Below are 16,880 nucleotides of genomic sequence, written 5' to 3'. Positions count from 1 at the left end.
CAAACCGCCCATTTTTATTCTTTTGTAATATAACCTTTGTCAAAAGCATCTTCTATCATATTCTGAGTAAAATTCCATAATTCATCTGAAGATTCTTTTAAAGGTGCAATTCTTTTATATATATCTTTTTTTGAAATATCGAATTTTTTCCAAGTTCCCCCACCAGAAAAATAGTTGTTGAAAAATGGTTGTAACCTGTCCATAGATGCTGCAAAGATAGCTTCCTTTGTTTTCATTTCTTCAAATTCATCCCATAGGCTTCTTAATTCTATACCTTTATCTTCCTCCAACATACCAAATATCTTATCTGCTGCTTCTAATTCTCTTTCCATTTTATCCTTATTTCCCTCTTTATCATAGCAAAAAGTATCTCCTGCATAGATTTCAACTAAATCATGAACTAGAAGCATCTTTATTACCTTACATATATCTATATCTTCGTTGGCATATTCTGATAAAACCATTGCCATTACCGAAATATGCCAAGAATGTTCAGCATCGTTTTCTCGTTTAGAATTATCGATTAAACTAGTTTGTCTTAATATGGATTTCATTTTATCTAGTTCTACTATAAACTCTATATCTTTTAGCAATCTTTCGCTAGTCAAAACATCATCTCCTCATAGTTTATTAAAGATATTATTACCATATTAGTTTAACATATTTTCATCAATTGAGTAAATAATAAATAGAAGATGAATAGATAGTATATAAAAGGTAATATATTAAACTATTTTTTAGGAGGATTATAATGAGTAAAAAAGTAGATAGCAAAGTTAAACAGAAAAAAATGTCTGTCCCAATTGAAGAACAAAGATACGCTGCTTACTATGATATACAAGGGTTGCAGCCTGAATCAAGAGTCCCAATTCCAACTTTAGAAGGAGTTATAAGGGCAAAGGAATGGGTAGAGGAAAACCAAAAATAGGAGTAGAAAGTTCTACTCCCATTCCAACTCTGATAATTTTTTATAGAGCCTATATCGTTCCTCTGCATCTTTTTCTGCCTTTTCATATAGATTTTCAGCTAATTCAGGAAATGTAATCTTATTTTGTGAATATCTTACCTCTCCCATTATAAAATCCTTAAGGGGAACCTTTGGTTCCTTTGAGTCTAAAGTGAAAGGATTTTTACCTTCCTCTTTTAACCTTGGGTCGAATCTATAAAGATGCCAATATCCTGATTCTACTGCCTTTTTCTCTTCTGCAACAGATTTCCCCATACCCATTCTTATACCGTGATTTACACAGGGAGAGTATGCAATTATCAAAGATGGACCTTTATAGGATTCTGCTTCTACTAAGGTCTTTAGTGTATGATTCATATTGGCTCCTAAAGAAACCTGACCTACATATACATAACCATAGGTTGCAGCCATTAATCCTAAATCCTTCTTCTTGGTTCTTTTGCCAGAATAAGCAAACTTAGCTGCAGATCCAGTAGGAGTAGCCTTCGAAGATTGGCCCCCCGTATTGGAATAAACTTCCGTGTCGAATACCAATATATTTACATCTTCACCACTTGCTAGTACATGATCTAATCCACCATATCCTATATCATAGGCCCAACCGTCTCCTCCTACTATCCATAAGCTTTTCTTTATTAGAAAATCCTTTCTCTTTAATATCTCTTTGATTATATTATTATCCCTATATTGACCCTTACTTATTATTTTGAGTACTTCATCTGATATTTCTTTCGATTCCTCCCCTTCATCTATATTTTCTATCCATTGAGTAAATATGTGGTTACATTCATTGCTTATATTTGCTTTTATACCTTCTTCCATTAAATCTCTAATCTTTTCCCTAATCTGCTTTACTGCTAAATGTATTCCCAGTCCAAATTCTGCATTATCTTCAAATAATGAATTAGCCCAGCTAGGCCCCTTTCCGTTGTGATTTTTCGTATAGGGAATACTTGGTGCACTAGCTCCCCAGATAGAAGAACAGCCTGTAGCATTGGCAATCATCATTCTATCTCCAAATAATTGAGTTGCTATTATTAAATAGGCTGATTCTCCACATCCAGCACAGGCTCCATGGAATTCTAATAGAGGTTTTGCAAATTGGCTACCTTTAACCGTAGTTTTAGTCATTAAATTATCTTTGTAGGTAATATTGTTTGCTACATATTCCAAATTATCCTTTTGTCTTTCTATCTCTTTATCTGCATCTACCATTACCAACGCCTTTTCTTTAGCTGGACATACATCTGCACAATTTCCACATCCAGTACAATCTAAAGGACTTACTTGAATTCTAAACTCTAGATTCTCCAACCCTTTTCCTACTGCTTTCTTAGTTTCCAAGGTTTTTGGCGCTTTTTGTTTTTCTTCTTCATCTAATAAAAAAGGTCTAATTACAGCATGAGGACATACAAAGGAACATTGATTACATTGAATACAGTTTTCAGTTTGCCATTGAGGTATCATTACGGCAATACCCCTCTTTTCATAGGCTGTAGTCCCTAAGGGGAAAGTCCCATCTTCCATGCCAACAAAAGCGGATGTGGGAAGATCATCCCCATCATGCCTTGCCATTGGTTTTTGAATTCTCTTAATAAATTCTGGTTCATCTTTTATTTTTTCATCTTCTACCTCTTCTATATTGGCCCAATTATCTGGAACATTGACCTTTACCACTCCTTCTATTCCCATATCAATGGCCTGATAGTTTAATTTAACTATCTCCTCTCCTTTTCTGCCATAGGTTTTCTGAACAAACTCCTTTAAATGGGACACTGCTTCTTCTATTGGCATAACATTTATTAGTTTAAAAAAAACTGCTTGCATTATCATATTTATCCTTTTACCAAGACCTATATTCTGTGCTATTTTTTCTGCATCTATAATATAGAAATCAATATTATGTTTCTTAATATGTTTCTTTACCTGAGAAGGCAAATGTTCTTCTAGCTCTTCTATATTCCAAGGACAATTTAGAACAAATATTCCTCCAGCCTTTAATCCTTTTAAAATATCATAATGATAAATATAGGATTTATTGTGACAGGATACATAATCAGCATCATATATTAAGTAAGATGACTTAATAGGAGTCTTTCCAAACCTTAGATGAGATATAGTAGTTCCTCCAGATTTTTTACTGTCATAGGAAAAATACCCTTGAGCATATAAATCCGTATTATCCCCTATTATCTTAATGGCCATCTTATTAGCCCCAACAGTACCATCAGAACCTAATCCCCAGAATTTACATCTGATGTTATCCTTAGGAGATGTATCTACTTCCTCTGGTAATTCTAAGGATGTATTGGATACATCATCAACTATACCTATTGTAAATCTATCCTTTGGATTGGCATTTTTAAGATTTTCATATGCTGCCATTATTTGAGATGGAGTTGTATCCTTAAGACCTAATCCATACCTGCCCCCTACAATTATTGGATTCATATCTGAATTATAAAATAATGCTTTTACATCAAGATATAAAGGTTCTCCTAAAGAACCAGGCTCTTTAGTTCTATCTAATACTGCAATTTTCTTTACCGTCTTTGGTAATACTTTAAAGAAATGTTCTTTTGAAAAGGGTCTATAAAGATGAACTTTGATTAATCCCACCTTTTCACCTTTATCTATCAAATAATCTATTACTTCTTCTATGGTTTCGCAGACAGAACCCATGGCAACTATAATATTTTCTGCTTCCTCATGACCGTAATAATTAAAGGGTTTATAGTCTCTTCCAGTTATTTTGTTTATCTCCTTCATATATTCTTCAACTATATCTGGTATTCTTTCGAAATAAGGGTTTGCCACTTCTCTTCCTTGGAAATAAATATCAGGGTTTTGAGCAGTACCTCTTAATACAGGTCTTTCTGAATTTAAAGATCTATCTCTAAATTCATCTACGGCATCATAATCTAGTAATTTTTTTAAATCACTATATTCTATTACCTCTATTTTCTGTATCTCATGACTAGTTCTAAATCCGTCGAAAAAGTGTAAAAAGGGAACTCTTCCCTTTATTGCCGAAAGGTGGGCAACACCAGCTAAGTCCATTACTTCCTGAACACTATTGGAGCATAACATTGCAAATCCCGTTTGTCTCGTAGCCATTACATCCTGATGATCTCCAAATATACTTAAAGCATGGGTAGCTATAGCCCTAGCACTAACGTGGAATACTGCAGGTAGTAGTTCTCCTGCCATTTTATACATATTTGGTATCATAAGTAAAAGCCCTTGAGAAGAAGTGTATGTAGTGGTTAAAGCTCCTCCTTGTAAGGACCCATGAACTGTGCCAGAAGCTCCTGCTTCAGATTGCATTTCTATTACCTTTACTTCTTGATCGAATATATTTTTATTCCCAGTACTAGACCAAGCATCGACTAATTCTGCCATAGGCGAAGAAGGTGTAATTGGATATATTGCAGCTACTTCTGTAAAAGCATAGGAAATATAGGCCGCTGCTTCATTTCCATCCATTGTTCTCATTATCTTTGCCATAACAAACCTCCATATTATTATTCTAGTATTTAGTATTTTACAAATTAGAATAATAATACATATAGTTTGATTTTCTATACAATTTTAATTAAAATAAAGAAAAAACCTAGAGGAAAACCCCCAAGTTTTTTCAAGGTCTATTAATGGCTATTAATTTATTATAAACTTCTTATTTTGTTTAATATCATCCTTTGTTCTACTGTTGCAACTAATCTTCTAGTATAAGCTACTGTATCTGGATTGACACTTATACTATCTATTCCTTCCTGAACTAGGAATTCTGCGAATTCTGGATATTGGGATGGTCCTTGACCGCATATGGATATGGTCTTTCCATATTTATGGGCTGCCTTTATAAGTATGGATATAGCTCTTTTTACCGCTTCATTTCTCTCATCGAAGTATCCCATATTGTTTAAAATTCCTGAATCCCTATCTGCTCCCATTACTAATTGAGTTAAATCATTACTTCCAATACTAAATCCATCAACCATTTGAGCGAATTCTTCAGCTTCGAATACTACTGATGGCACTTCTGCCATAATCCAAATCTTAAAGCTCTTATCCTGAACTAATCCTTCCTCTGCCATTATTTCTTTTACCTTCTTTAATTCCCAAGTAGTTCTTACAAAAGGTAACATGGCCCATACATTTTCCAATCCAAATTCTTCTCTAACCTTTTTCATAGCTCTACATTCTAATCTGAATCCTTCCTCATATTCAGAGGAAATATATCTAGATACTCCCCTCCAACCTATCATTGGATTTGCTTCTATAGGTTCTACTTCATCCCCACCTTTAAGGCCTCTGAACTCATTAGTTCTAAAATCACTAAGTCTTACAACGATTGGTCTTGGATATATTTCTTGAGCTACCATAGTGATTCCTTCTGCCATCTTATCGATTAATAGCTGACCTTGCCCAGTTCTTACCAAATACATAGGATGAGCACCTACTAAATTGGTAAAGATAAATTCTGTTCTCATAAGCCCAATTCCATCAAAAGGTAATTCCTTATATCTACTTATTATAGATGGTTCTCCTAAATTCATATATATCTTAGTAGCTGTAATAGGCGCTAATTGATTTAATAAATCTGCACTAATAGTTTGACCTTCAGATGTAGTCACATCTTTTTCTTCTTTTTTATCTTCCTGAAGAACTATTCCTTCATATACAACTCCCCTTTTTGCATCTACAGTTATCTCCATTCCCTCTTTTAAGGCTTCTGTTGCTCCCTTAGCCCCTACTATGCATGGGATTCCAAGTTCTCTTGATACAATTGCAGCATGACAAGTTCTGCCACCTTCTTCTGTTACTACTGCATTAGCCCTCCTCATTGCAGGAACCATATCTGGGTTAGTCATAATAGTTACTAAAATATCTCCTTCTTCTACCCTAGCTATTTCTGATATATCCTTTATACTTTTTACCTTGCCTGTACTGATTCCAGGGGAAGCAGCTAATCCTCTAACTAATGCTTTTAACTCTTCTTGTTTTATTTCTTTTTCCAAAGTGGTTCCCCCCTTTAAAGTAGTAATTGGTCTCGATTGTAATATATATAGCTTTTTAGTATCTTTATCAAATCCCCACTCTATATCTTGAAAACTTCCATACATTTCCTCTATCTTCAATCCGTAATTTGCTAACTCCATTATTTCTTCATCAGATAAACACTGTTCGTTAATGTTCTCATAGCCTATATAATCTCCTACATTCATTTCGATTGTGCCTATACCAATATCCTTTTTAACTATCATAATGTTTTTTTCTGCTATATGTTTATCAACAATCTCTTTAGTACTTTTATCTATAATATATTCATCAGGAGTTACAGTACCTGATACCACGGCTTCACCTAGTCCCCAACTAGCGTTTATCATTATTTCACTTTTATTATTATTAACTGGGTTGGCAGTAAACATTACTCCCGACTTTTCACTATTTACCATCTTTTGTATTACTACAGAAAGACTAACATCGAAATGGTCAAATCCTTGATTTTGTCTATAATATATAGCTCTAGCTGTCCATAGTGAAGCCCAACATTTTCTTACATGGTTTAATAATTCCTCTTTTCCTCGAATATGAAGATAAGTATCCTGTTGCCCTGCAAAGGAGGCTTCTGGCAAATCTTCTGCTGTAGCTGAAGATCTAACAGCTACTTCTGGATTCTCAATTTGAATTTCATTGCTAAATTCATCATAAGCGTATATTATTTCCTTCTCCAAATCTTCTGGAATTTGGGCAGAATTTATTAATCCTTGAACTTCTCCACTTGTCTTTTGTAGCTCAATGGAATCTTCTACATCTAGACTATTTACCTTAGATTTTATTTTATCACCTAAACCTGCCTTTTCAATAAAATAAGTATAAGCTCCAGCTGTCACACAAAATCCAGGAGGCACATCTAAACCCTTTTGAGTAAGTTCACCTAAATTTGCTCCTTTACCTCCTACTATAGGTATATCATCTTTTTGGATTTGGCTAAACCACTTTATATACTTAAACTCTACCATGTAATAAACCTCCTATTATCTTTTTATTATGTATATATTATAGCACATTTATATAATTATGCTATACTTTTTATTTATTTTTTTTAAAAAAATACCTTAGGGCTAATTTGTCCCTAAAGTATTTTTTTAAACATTAACTTTCTATTTGGATATCAAAACCTATGATGCCAATGAAATTGTTATCCATATCCTTTATCTGAGCTGAAATAGTGATATTAACTTTTTTAGTATCTAAGCTAATATAAAAATCTGAGATATACACTTCATCATTTAAAGCTCCTGCAAACCAAGGCCTATTTCTTACATCGAAATCTTCGATTTCTTCACTGGCAGATATTAGCTGTCCCTTGGTATCATATAAATATATTAGGTCTATATTAGTGTTTTTATGGATTATCTCTTCATATATAATACTATGAGTCTCTACATTAAAATTCTTTATATCTTCCCTTTCTTTAACATCATTGACTATCTTAAGATTTCTCTGGATTATTTTGTTTAATATTTTTTCATCTATAATAACTTTCGAATGGTATTCAATTTCTTTCTCTAATTCTTTACTCATATGGTTAAGAATAGATGCATTATTACTAATATCCTCCATAATAGCCGTTTGTTCTTCTATAGAAGCAGATATTTGTTGGGTTCCTGATACAGTTTCTTCAGATATAGTAGTGATTGTTTTCAAAGTTTCTATAATTGTATCTATTGCATCTAGTTGATTCAACATTTTATTATCTGTTGCTTTAATTACATTATTAATGCCATTTAAAGTATCATTAGCTTCAGAAAAAGAAGATTGGGTTTCTCTCGCTAAACTTGCATCTTTTTGTTCTTCCAATATACTATCCCTTAAATTAGATAATAGTATATTAATATCTTGTCCAAATTCCTGTATCATACTGTTTATATTATCAGTTGCTTCACCAGTCATTTCAGCAAGTTTTCTTACTTCATCTGCAACTACTGCAAAACCCATTCCATATTCGCCTGCTCTTGCAGCTTCAATAGCTGCATTTAAAGCTAATAGATTAGTCTGACCTGATATGTCCTTTACCATGTCCACTATATTATTTATTTCCTCCACATTTTTAGAAATGATTTCAGCTTCCTTTATTAGGTTCTGATTTCTGTTCATCCTATTTGTCATATTTGAAATTAAGTCTCCTAATATTTCTTCTGTTTCAACGAAAGATTCTTTTGTTATGTCCCATTGTTCCTTGGCTTTTTTGTTTTCTTCTGTGGTTTCTAAAGAGATGGATTTTAAATCATTATTCATAGACATTAATTCTTCTACCCTATTTTTTTGTTCCTCTGCTCCTATGGATATTTCTTCTATGGCTTGGGCTATTTCATTAATGGATTGGTTGGTTTCTTTGGTAGCCATGGCTAACTCATTAGTTATACCTAAAGCTTGTTGTGAAGAGTATGTAATTTGTGATAAAGCTCCCCTGTAGTTAATCAAAATTTGATTGAGGTTTTCCCCTATTCTCCCATATTTTTTATCGGTAGTATCAAACTTTTTTGATAAATTACCATTTGCAACTTCTTCTACTCCTTCTTCAATTCTCTTCCTAATATCCTCTTTCCCTCTATATAGATATGATATTATTTCTAAAATAAAGATTCCAGACATAGCCAGATAAAGATATATAGTTGTTGGATAATAGGTAAAAATAAAAAAGCAAATACCAATTAATAGTAACTTAAAAATAAAAATTAAAATAAGAATCCCCCATTTCAATGTATATATTAATTTTATCATATTAGAGAAAAATTCCAATATATTTATAAATTTGGTAATTATCTAATTGCATAAAAAAATCCCGTATTAAAATACGGGATTAGAAACAACAGCCATTTGTAAACAATATCACCAATAACAAGAAGAAGAATAGTAAAGAATCGTCGCCGCTGTTAAACCAGCAACCATTATTAAATAAGACTACAAGTAGCAAGAAGAAGAATAGTAATTCATCATCTATCTCGTTGAAGTTTCCACCAAATCCGCCTCTTCTTTTTCCACCTGCAATATTAGTATCATCTACCATAATATTTTACCTCCTTAATATTTCCTTTCTCACTGTATACTATGTTATAAAGCCCTACAAAGTTACTGTTTTGGAATATTAATTATTTTTTTGGAAAGAATATTTGTAAGAAAAAAGAAAGGAGTGATTTAGTGGATACATTAGCTTTAGTGTTAGTTATTATTGGTGCAATAAATTGGGGTTTAATTGGACTGTTTCAATTTGATTTAGTAGCAGCAATTTTTGGAGGTGCCAATTCAGCTTTGAGTAGAATTATATATGGATTGGTTGGATTAGCAGGATTATATTCATTTAAATTCTTATTTGGAGATAGAGAAAAAACACAGTAGATTTTCTACTGTGTTTAAAATGCACCAAATAGGAATAGAATTAGGAATATAAGTAGTATATTATCATCGAATATGCCATCAAATCCTCCTCCAAATCCACCACCGAACAATAATAGTATTATTAATATTAATAATATACTGCTTCCTCCACCTTTAGTTAATCCTTTCAATAAATCATCTAACATTTAGAAACCTCCCCAAAAAACATACTTTATTATATACTATTCAAAGTATATTTTTTGGTTACATTATAATTCTTCTTTTAATTCCATTATGGATTTAGTGGTAATATTGTTTCTATTAATGTTTAATAGGTATATAGCTTTATTTAAATCCTCTTCCTTTTCCACTTCAATTTCCATATAGGGAAAAGGATAGGTTTCTTTATCCCATTTATCTAAATCGAATCTTATTTTTTCATATAGATAGGATCTTCTTTCCTTATAACCCTCTTCCATTATTTCATATTTTAAATCCTTTAAAATAGATATCATAGATCCTATGTCGTCTATTCGGGTTGTAATTTCAATATTTTTTCTAGCACCATCTCTACTTACATTCTTTTTTAGTGTTAGATTTATAATAGTTTCATTAGTAAGCAAGTTTTTTGTTTCTCTAATCCTCAAATAACTATTTAGTTCTCTTTCTATATATCTATCTTTTGAATCTAAAATAATATTTTTTTGATATTCTTTTGATATTAACTTAGCTCCTAATTCCTTTAGTTTTCTCTCCATATCATCTAAGTCTATATTTAATACTTTTATCTCTATTTCTTTAGTCATATAGATTCGCCTCCCATTATAGAAACTGGGGTATCAATTTTTTATCCATTATACGCCTCTTCGTCAACTATTACTGTAACATCTGGATGTAATAAAAGCATACTAGCTGGCAATTGGGTTGTTATCTTGTCCTTCTTTAACAATTCTTTAATTACTTTAGCTTTTTTCTTCCCATTGGCTAGTAAGATTATTTTCTTTGCTTTCATAATACTACCTATTCCCATAGTCATAGCAGTCTTTGGTACTTCATCAATAGAGTCAAAAAACCTAGAATTTGCTTCTATTGTTGATTGAGTTAAATTCACTATACTAGTACCTAAATTCAACTTTTCATCTGGTTCATTAAAAGCAATATGTCCGTTTTCTCCTATACCAAGGACTTGAAGATCAACGCCTCCCTTTTCTTCGATTAGTTTATCATATTCCTTACAGTATTCCTCAGGGTTCTCAGCCTTTCCATCAGGAACAAATGTATTTTTTAAGTCTATATTTATATGATCGAAGAAAACCTCTTTCATAAAATAATGATAGCTATTAGGATGATCTTCGTCTATTCCCACATATTCATCTAAATTAAAAGTTGTAACGTTAGAAAAATCCAATCCTTCTTCTTTATGCATCCTAATCAGCTCTTTATACATACCTTCTGGGGTACTTCCTGTTGCTAAACCTAAAACAATATTAGGCTTTTTTTCTATTTCTTCTTTTACAATATTAGCTGCCAATTTGCTAAGTTTTTCATAATCTTTTTCCACAAATAATTTCATCATATTACCTCCTGTTATATAATTTCTTAGGTTTAAAATCTATAAAATCACTGGATACACAGTAAAACTGTATCCCGTGAATTTTATCTTCAACTACAAATCTATGGCCTTCTGCGTGTAAATGTCCATAGATGCATATATCAATATTATGTTTTGCCATTATATCTACAAATTTATTTGGAGTTAAATCTATATTAAAAGGAGGATAGTGAATCATAGCTATTTTTACATCTATATCTCTTCTTATATTGGATAAAGATAATTCCAGTCTATTTAACTCCCTATTAAATACTTTTTCATCCTGAGCATCAAAACCTTCATAGTCTTCAGATATCCAGCCTCTAGTTCCACCTATACCAATATTTTCATATACATAACTATTGTTTTGAATAAAGGTTATAGTCTTTAAGTTTAATTCTTTCAATTTTTTAGGCCCTTGCCACCAATAGTCATGATTTCCTTTCGTTATTATTTTATAACCAGGTAATTCATCTAATCGCTTCAAATCATAATAGGCCTCTTTCAATTTTAATGCCCAAGATATATCCCCAGGTAATAAAACTAAATCATTTTCTCTTATTAATTGTTTCCAATTATCGAATATTTTTTCTTCGTGATCTGTCCAGTTTTCTCCAAATATATCCATAGGTTTGTCTTTAGAATAATCTAAATGTAAATCACCTATTCCATATATCAAGCACATCACCTCTGTTAAAGTTAATGTAATACATTAAGGTTTAATAGGTTAAAATTCCAATATTCCCTTGTTAATGTGATACATTAACTTAAATTTATAATATTGTACTTTAACCCTAAATTGTCTAATATTTCTCTTTCTCTATTATGACAGGTAAAAAGAAGTATTTGTCTTTCACTACTTAAATCTACCAAAAAACTTAAAATGTTTTTTAATCTTTGATCATCATACTGGATAAAACAATCATCCAATATTAGAGGTAAATTGTCTCCTTTCATGGAACTTATTATACTAAATCTCAATGCAAAATACAATTGATCTATAGTTCCGCCACTTAAACTATCTATGGGGACTATTTCCTTTGTAGAAGGACTTTCTATGACAATATCTAAGTCATCGCTAATCTTTACATGTGCATATTTTCCATTGGATATGAAGTTTATTAATTTACTGACCTTTTTATTAATTTTAGGGGCAAATTGAGTATGTATTTCCTGAGAAATATCTTCTATAGTAGACTTTGCTATTTCTATAGATCTAATCCTGTTTTGAAAATACTGAATATCATCCTCTATTCTGCCTATTTCCTCTTCAATATCCACTAAATGTTTCACTTCTTCATTCAAATTATAGATTCTCTCTTCCAACCTGGAGCAGTTATCTTTAATAGTGTAAAGAGACTCTTCTCTATTTCTGATTTCATCTTTAATTATAGATATATCTAACTGATCTACATTATCAAAATACTTATCATTATAATGAGCTAATTGAACCTTTAGATCCTCCAGTGTAGTATTGTCCAAAATCCTATCTATAACTTCAAACTTACCTTTTCTATCTATGACTAAATTTTCGTGGTCTTTCTTTTTATCTAACCCTACTTTAAATTCATCTAAAGTGTTAGAATTGTTTCTTTGAAGAATTTCTTTTAACTGGTAATTTATATTATTAATTTCCTTTTTCTTTATGTCTAAAACGGATATAGTATCTTTAAGTTCCGTATCTAATTGATTAATGGCATCTAGTCTTTGGTTTTGATTTATTTGATTTAAGCGTATCTCTTCGTATAATCTATTAAATTCTAACTTTGATGAACAATCATATTTAAAGACAATTTTCTTTTGATTCTTCTCTATATCGCTTAATCTAGTCTCTCTTTCATCTTCTTGATGACTAATTGTCTTAATCTTTCCTTTTAATTCATCTAAATCTTTAATATATCCTTTACTAGATCTTCTTGAATTAAAAAATAAGGCAATAAAGGATAAAGCTATAATTGAAAGAAAAGGATTGACTAATACTAATCCTAAGGAAACAATGGCTAAAACAATAAAAATATTTCCTTTAACTTTAGATTTGTTCACTTTGTCTTCTAAAATTTTTAATTCTCCGTTTAAAATCTCCAATCTATTCTTCTGATTATTAAGGATAAGATTGTTTTTTTCTTCTTCCATTTCATTATAAGTATTCATATCCTTAAATAGTTCTTCTACCTTTACTCCATTAATAATTCCTTCATCCCTATTAAGCTTTTTGTCCTTTAGCTTATATTCTAAACTATGGATTTTAAATAATAGGTCCTTAATTTCTCTTTCTAAACTATCCTTGCTATTTTGTAACCTTAAACCAGTAGTATAATCTTCAAAGTCTAAAAGAGAATAAGGTTTTAATATTTCAATCTCTTTATCTATTAGTTTAATTTCTTCTCTTAAAGCTAATACATCATCATAGATCTTTTTCTTTTTAAACAACTCGACTTTTTCTAGCTGTTCCTTCAAATGATGGATTTCTTTTTCTTTACTCTCTATTTTTTCTTTTAAAACATTGAATTCATCAATAGTTCTATTATACTCTTTTTGTTTTTCTAATACTAGTTTATGTTTTTCCTTTAACTTATCTAACTGGACTATAGATTTTCCATAGGGCTTTGTATACGCTTTAGATGTACCTATTTTATCTAATTCTTTTTCTAAATGTGATATAGCTTGTTTTACAGATATTTCATCATCTAAACTTGTGCTAATATTAGCTAATCTATCCTTTACTTCTGTAGACAAAGTCGAATCGATCTTATTACCTAATTGCTTAATAGAGATGGTGTTTTTATATACACTGGTATTAAAATCGAAAAAATATAGTCCAGGAAGATGAACTTTTATTTTTTCTCCAACATCTATATCATCAGTTATATCTTTTCCCGTTAGTTCATCATAGACCTTTACTTCTCCTTTGGCAAAGTCCCTTTCTATTCTATACTTTTTATCATCTTTAACCAACTTTAAAATTCCAATATATTGATTACCATTCCAAGGTCTATATTTCTCATACTCTTCTAGATAATATCTTTTTCTGACATAAGGTTTTAGAAAACCATAAAACATGCCATCTATAAAATTATGTATGGTAGTCTTTCCTGATTCATTTTCTCCATAGAATATATTTAATCCTTCTTCAAGGTTAAATCTCTTCTTTTGAAACTTACCAAAGGATATTAAGTTTAACTCCTTTAAGATCATTCTCCCACCTTGCCTTTCAATAGAGCCTCTAATCCAATATATAAAGCATCCTTAATTATTTTATCTTCTAAATCTTTCTCTTTCATCTCTCGAATAAAATGTCCAATTATATTATCCTTATTTTCCTCTTCCAAGCTATTTAAATCATAATCCATTATGGTATTATCTATTATTTCTATATAATAAAAATATTTATCTAAACTATTCCTAATATCCTGGATATTAATATTTACATCCTTGTTAACTATACCTTCTAATTTTATTCTATAAAGATTGTTCTTAAGTTCTTCTTCATGGTCACATCCTTTAATTTTGTCCAATATATCCACATAACCTACAGTCTCATTTATATCTATCGTTTTCTCTAAAAATTTCCTACTACTAAAGGGTAATAAATCTATTTGAGTCTCACCATTCTCTATACTTCCTTGAATAATTCCATGTTCACCTAATTCTCCGAAATTTAAAGACTCAGGGCTACCACAGTAGGCCATTTTGGGTGAAATTATATTTGGTTTATGTATATGTCCCAATCCAATATAATCAAAGCCTAATTGGTCCAAATAATTTTTATCTAAAGGCAAATAGGGACTTTGTTTGTCAAAGATATCCCCATGTATGATTAAAATATTGATCTTTTCTTTATCTATTCCTTTAAAGTCTTTAAATATATTTTCTCTGTTTTCACCTTTATCCCAGCTATAGCCATAAATACAGGTGTTCTTTTCTGGAAATTCTTTTATTTCTAATTCCTTTGTACTGAATAGGGTTATGTTTTCTGGCCATTCTATCATCATATATAGAGATTTCTTATTTAATGTATCATGGTTTCCTGCGACCATAAGCACTTGAACATCCTTAGCTTTTGCTAAAGTATCCCTAATCCTTTTCATATCAGCTAAGGTGAAATATCTTTCTTCGTATAAATCTCCTGCTATAAATAAAAAATCTACTTCATCCTCTATTGCCTTGTCTACTATTCGATTAAAGGTATTCCACAGTTCTAATCGTCTTTCATTGGCCCTTTGAACATCAAAACTTACATTATTAAATTGAAGACCTAAGTGTAAATCCCCTGTATGGATAAATTTTATCATATAATCCCCCCAAATTACCATTTCCTTAAAATTATATCATAATTTAATAGATTTAAAAATCATAAGCCCTAATAGACAAAAGATTAAACTTTTTTCCATTAGGGCTTTGAAAGCAGTGTTATTTTCAATTTTTAAACAAGTTCTACTGTATATATAATGGTTTCTCCCATCTTAACCTTTCCATTATTTTTATCGATTTTTTTCACTTTATCCATATTGGTTATTATTATTGGAGTTATTGGAGATTTACCTTTTTCTTTAATTAAATCTATGTCAAACTCCATCAACAGATCTCCTTTTTTAACCTTAGTGTCTTTTTCTATTATACGGTTAAATCCAGTACCATCTAATTCCACTGTATCCAATCCTATATGGATCAGAATCTCTAATCCATTATTAGTAGCTATTCCAATTGCATGGTTAGTTGGAAATATAGTAACGACTTTACCGTCAACTGGAGATACAACCTTTCCCTCTAATGGTTCTATAGCTAAACCATCTCCAATCATCTTTTCTGAAAAAACTTTATCTGGAACTTCCTCTATGGGTAGTATATTACCTGTAATAGGTGAAGCAATTTCTATAGATTTGTTTTTTTTGAAAAATTTTAGCATTGGTATTTCTCCTTTCTCTATTAAAACGGGTATTTATATAAAAGTATAACACAAAAATAAGATATGAGCATAGCTACTCCTAAATTTTACTCTTTAAATTTCATGTCTATTATTTATAAAGTTGAGAATAATAATACTATCTATTAGGAAAGAAGGAGACTTAAATGGATATTTTAGAAACTACCTATGATTATTTTTTAAGAGCAATCTTTGGTATAGCAAATCCAGTAAAAAAAACTATAATTAAAACCCAATGTAAGGTTCATAAAGCTATCAATATATATGCTTTAAAAATCCTTAAAAATGATGAATACTTTGAAGAATATTTTTTTTTTCAAAAGCTATATACAGGACATTAATGAAGGAGCAGTATGGGCAGACCAAGATTTTAAGAGTTCAAACCACTTCTATAATCCTTATAAGAAGAGGGGATTATATGGTAGAAAAAATGCTATGGATTTAGGAGTTGACTATTATTCTAAGGCAACTGAACTCTGGACTAAAGGCGAATTTAACAAGTCTTTATTCTATCTAGGAGCAGCTCTTCATATTATTCAAGATATGACTATACCTCAACATGCTAACATTAGATTGCTAAATAATCATCATCAGTATGAGGTCTATGTTAACCGTACTTATGATTATATAGATGCATTCCAGGTAGATAAAGGAGCTTGTTTATTGGACTCTATTGAAGATTATATAAGATTTAACGCTAGGGTAGCAATTAAAATCTATAAGAAATTTAATATGATATCAAAGGATGAAGAAAGGTTTTATCGTATAGCTAGATGTGGGATTCCTTTGGCGAAGAGAACTACCGCAGGAGCTATGGTTATGTTTTATAATAATATATTTAAATAAACTTGAAAAAGTTAGCTTTGAATTTTTGATTAAATTGTTTTAATGCTTGATGCAGTAATCTTACCATTTACTTTGCTTAAGTTTTTAATCTTTATAGTTGGATTATTTATGTTGAATTCATCCATAATATCTTCTAATATATTGAATTCTTTTCTATTTATCACAAT

At 30.7% G+C, this 16,880-nt stretch carries 16 protein-coding genes; 4 read left to right on the top strand and 12 right to left on the bottom strand.

What is annotated here, in order from left to right:
- Window positions 1–14: 14 nt before the first annotated feature.
- On the bottom strand, window positions 15–608 hold the full coding sequence (locus tag C3E89_RS09540; protein WP_236912436.1) for an HD domain-containing protein: 594 nt from the start codon (window positions 606–608) through the stop codon (window positions 15–17).
- A 143-nt stretch (window positions 609–751) separates the two neighbouring features.
- Between C3E89_RS09540 and C3E89_RS09535 the strand changes: the two genes are divergently transcribed.
- Window positions 752–928, top strand: coding sequence for a CDIF630_02480 family spore surface protein (locus tag C3E89_RS09535; protein ID WP_236912434.1), 177 nt, complete (start codon window positions 752–754; stop codon window positions 926–928).
- Between the two features lie 12 nt (window positions 929–940).
- On the opposite strand, the gene nifJ is transcribed toward C3E89_RS09535, so the two are convergent.
- From nifJ to C3E89_RS09515, 4 genes are all read right to left on the bottom strand, one after another.
- Window positions 941–4,474 (bottom strand): pyruvate:ferredoxin (flavodoxin) oxidoreductase, encoded by a 3,534-nt coding sequence (gene nifJ / locus C3E89_RS09530; RefSeq protein ID WP_236912432.1) that lies wholly within the window; start codon window positions 4,472–4,474, stop codon window positions 941–943.
- Between the two features lie 158 nt (window positions 4,475–4,632).
- Entirely contained in the window at window positions 4,633–6,993 is a 2,361-nt protein-coding gene (ppsA, locus tag C3E89_RS09525) for a phosphoenolpyruvate synthase (protein WP_236912430.1), read from the bottom strand.
- Window positions 6,994–7,126: 133 nt separating this feature from the next.
- Window positions 7,127–8,758 (bottom strand): methyl-accepting chemotaxis protein, encoded by a 1,632-nt coding sequence (locus C3E89_RS09520; protein ID WP_236912428.1) that lies wholly within the window; start codon window positions 8,756–8,758, stop codon window positions 7,127–7,129.
- Between the two features lie 79 nt (window positions 8,759–8,837).
- Window positions 8,838–9,044 carry a hypothetical protein gene (locus tag C3E89_RS09515; RefSeq protein ID WP_236912425.1) on the bottom strand — a complete coding sequence of 69 codons (207 nt, stop codon included), beginning with the start codon at window positions 9,042–9,044 and terminating at the stop codon, window positions 8,838–8,840.
- 131 nt (window positions 9,045–9,175) lie between these two features.
- On the opposite strand from C3E89_RS09515, the gene C3E89_RS09510 reads away from it, so the two are divergent.
- Window positions 9,176–9,373, top strand: a complete 198-nt coding sequence (locus C3E89_RS09510) for a DUF378 domain-containing protein (RefSeq protein WP_236912424.1) — start codon at window positions 9,176–9,178, stop codon at window positions 9,371–9,373.
- Between the two features lie 14 nt (window positions 9,374–9,387).
- Here C3E89_RS09510 and C3E89_RS09505 read toward each other — a convergent pair whose 3' ends face one another.
- From C3E89_RS09505 to C3E89_RS09475, 7 genes are all read right to left on the bottom strand, one after another.
- A complete protein-coding gene (locus tag C3E89_RS09505; RefSeq protein ID WP_236912422.1) occupies window positions 9,388–9,558 on the bottom strand; it encodes a hypothetical protein in 171 nt (56 codons plus the stop codon).
- Window positions 9,559–9,621: 63 nt separating this feature from the next.
- A complete protein-coding gene (locus C3E89_RS09500; RefSeq protein WP_236912419.1) occupies window positions 9,622–10,158 on the bottom strand; it encodes a class IV adenylate cyclase in 537 nt (178 codons plus the stop codon).
- A gap of 41 nt (window positions 10,159–10,199) precedes the next feature.
- A complete protein-coding gene (gene nagB, locus C3E89_RS09495) occupies window positions 10,200–10,925 on the bottom strand; it encodes a glucosamine-6-phosphate deaminase (RefSeq protein ID WP_236912417.1) in 726 nt (241 codons plus the stop codon).
- 4 nt (window positions 10,926–10,929) lie between these two features.
- Window positions 10,930–11,622, bottom strand: a complete 693-nt coding sequence (locus tag C3E89_RS09490) for a metallophosphoesterase (RefSeq protein WP_236912414.1) — start codon at window positions 11,620–11,622, stop codon at window positions 10,930–10,932.
- A gap of 83 nt (window positions 11,623–11,705) precedes the next feature.
- Complete coding sequence (locus C3E89_RS09485) at window positions 11,706–14,138, bottom strand: ATP-binding protein (RefSeq protein WP_236912412.1); 2,433 nt, start codon at window positions 14,136–14,138, stop codon at window positions 11,706–11,708.
- Window positions 14,135–15,235, bottom strand: coding sequence for a metallophosphoesterase family protein (locus C3E89_RS09480; protein ID WP_236912411.1), 1,101 nt, complete (start codon window positions 15,233–15,235; stop codon window positions 14,135–14,137). The genes C3E89_RS09485 and C3E89_RS09480 overlap by 4 nt, the downstream gene beginning before the upstream one ends.
- Window positions 15,236–15,366: 131 nt before the next feature.
- Window positions 15,367–15,849: a PTS sugar transporter subunit IIA gene (locus C3E89_RS09475; protein WP_236912409.1), complete on the bottom strand. Its 483-nt coding sequence runs from the start codon at window positions 15,847–15,849 to the stop codon at window positions 15,367–15,369.
- Window positions 15,850–16,013: 164 nt separating this feature from the next.
- On the opposite strand from C3E89_RS09475, the gene C3E89_RS09470 reads away from it, so the two are divergent.
- Both C3E89_RS09470 and C3E89_RS09465 read left to right on the top strand, forming a co-directional pair.
- Entirely contained in the window at window positions 16,014–16,208 is a 195-nt protein-coding gene (locus C3E89_RS09470) for a hypothetical protein (protein ID WP_236912408.1), read from the top strand.
- A complete protein-coding gene (locus C3E89_RS09465) occupies window positions 16,165–16,713 on the top strand; it encodes a zinc dependent phospholipase C family protein (RefSeq protein ID WP_236912406.1) in 549 nt (182 codons plus the stop codon). The genes C3E89_RS09470 and C3E89_RS09465 overlap by 44 nt, the downstream gene beginning before the upstream one ends.
- The last annotated feature ends 167 nt before the right edge of the window (window positions 16,714–16,880 follow it).

Origin of the sequence: Clostridium sp. Cult1 (assembly GCF_021655095.1) — a bacterium.
Taxonomy (GTDB): domain Bacteria; phylum Bacillota; class Clostridia; order Tissierellales; family Tepidimicrobiaceae; genus Schnuerera.
Note: the sequence above shows the minus strand (reverse complement) of the source record. Positions and strands in the feature narration are given on the sequence as shown.

What these genes read in the sequence shown, in the direction of transcription:
- nifJ (WP_236912432.1), bottom strand. Translation starts at nt 4,474, where the DNA reads ATGGCAAAGATAATGAGAACAATGGATGGAAATGAAGCAGCGGCCTAT.
- C3E89_RS09480 (WP_236912411.1), bottom strand. Translation starts at nt 15,235, where the DNA reads ATGATAAAATTTATCCATACAGGGGATTTACACTTAGGTCTTCAATTT.
- ppsA (WP_236912430.1), bottom strand. Translation starts at nt 6,993, where the DNA reads ATGGTAGAGTTTAAGTATATAAAGTGGTTTAGCCAAATCCAAAAAGAT.
- C3E89_RS09470 (WP_236912408.1), top strand. Translation starts at nt 16,014, where the DNA reads ATGGATATTTTAGAAACTACCTATGATTATTTTTTAAGAGCAATCTTT.
- C3E89_RS09535 (WP_236912434.1), top strand. Translation starts at nt 752, where the DNA reads ATGAGTAAAAAAGTAGATAGCAAAGTTAAACAGAAAAAAATGTCTGTC.
- C3E89_RS09520 (WP_236912428.1), bottom strand. Translation starts at nt 8,758, where the DNA reads ATGATAAAATTAATATATACATTGAAATGGGGGATTCTTATTTTAATT.
- C3E89_RS09515 (WP_236912425.1), bottom strand. Translation starts at nt 9,044, where the DNA reads ATGGTAGATGATACTAATATTGCAGGTGGAAAAAGAAGAGGCGGATTT.
- C3E89_RS09500 (WP_236912419.1), bottom strand. Translation starts at nt 10,158, where the DNA reads ATGACTAAAGAAATAGAGATAAAAGTATTAAATATAGACTTAGATGAT.
- C3E89_RS09505 (WP_236912422.1), bottom strand. Translation starts at nt 9,558, where the DNA reads ATGTTAGATGATTTATTGAAAGGATTAACTAAAGGTGGAGGAAGCAGT.
- nagB (WP_236912417.1), bottom strand. Translation starts at nt 10,925, where the DNA reads ATGAAATTATTTGTGGAAAAAGATTATGAAAAACTTAGCAAATTGGCA.
- C3E89_RS09475 (WP_236912409.1), bottom strand. Translation starts at nt 15,849, where the DNA reads ATGCTAAAATTTTTCAAAAAAAACAAATCTATAGAAATTGCTTCACCT.
- C3E89_RS09485 (WP_236912412.1), bottom strand. Translation starts at nt 14,138, where the DNA reads ATGATCTTAAAGGAGTTAAACTTAATATCCTTTGGTAAGTTTCAAAAG.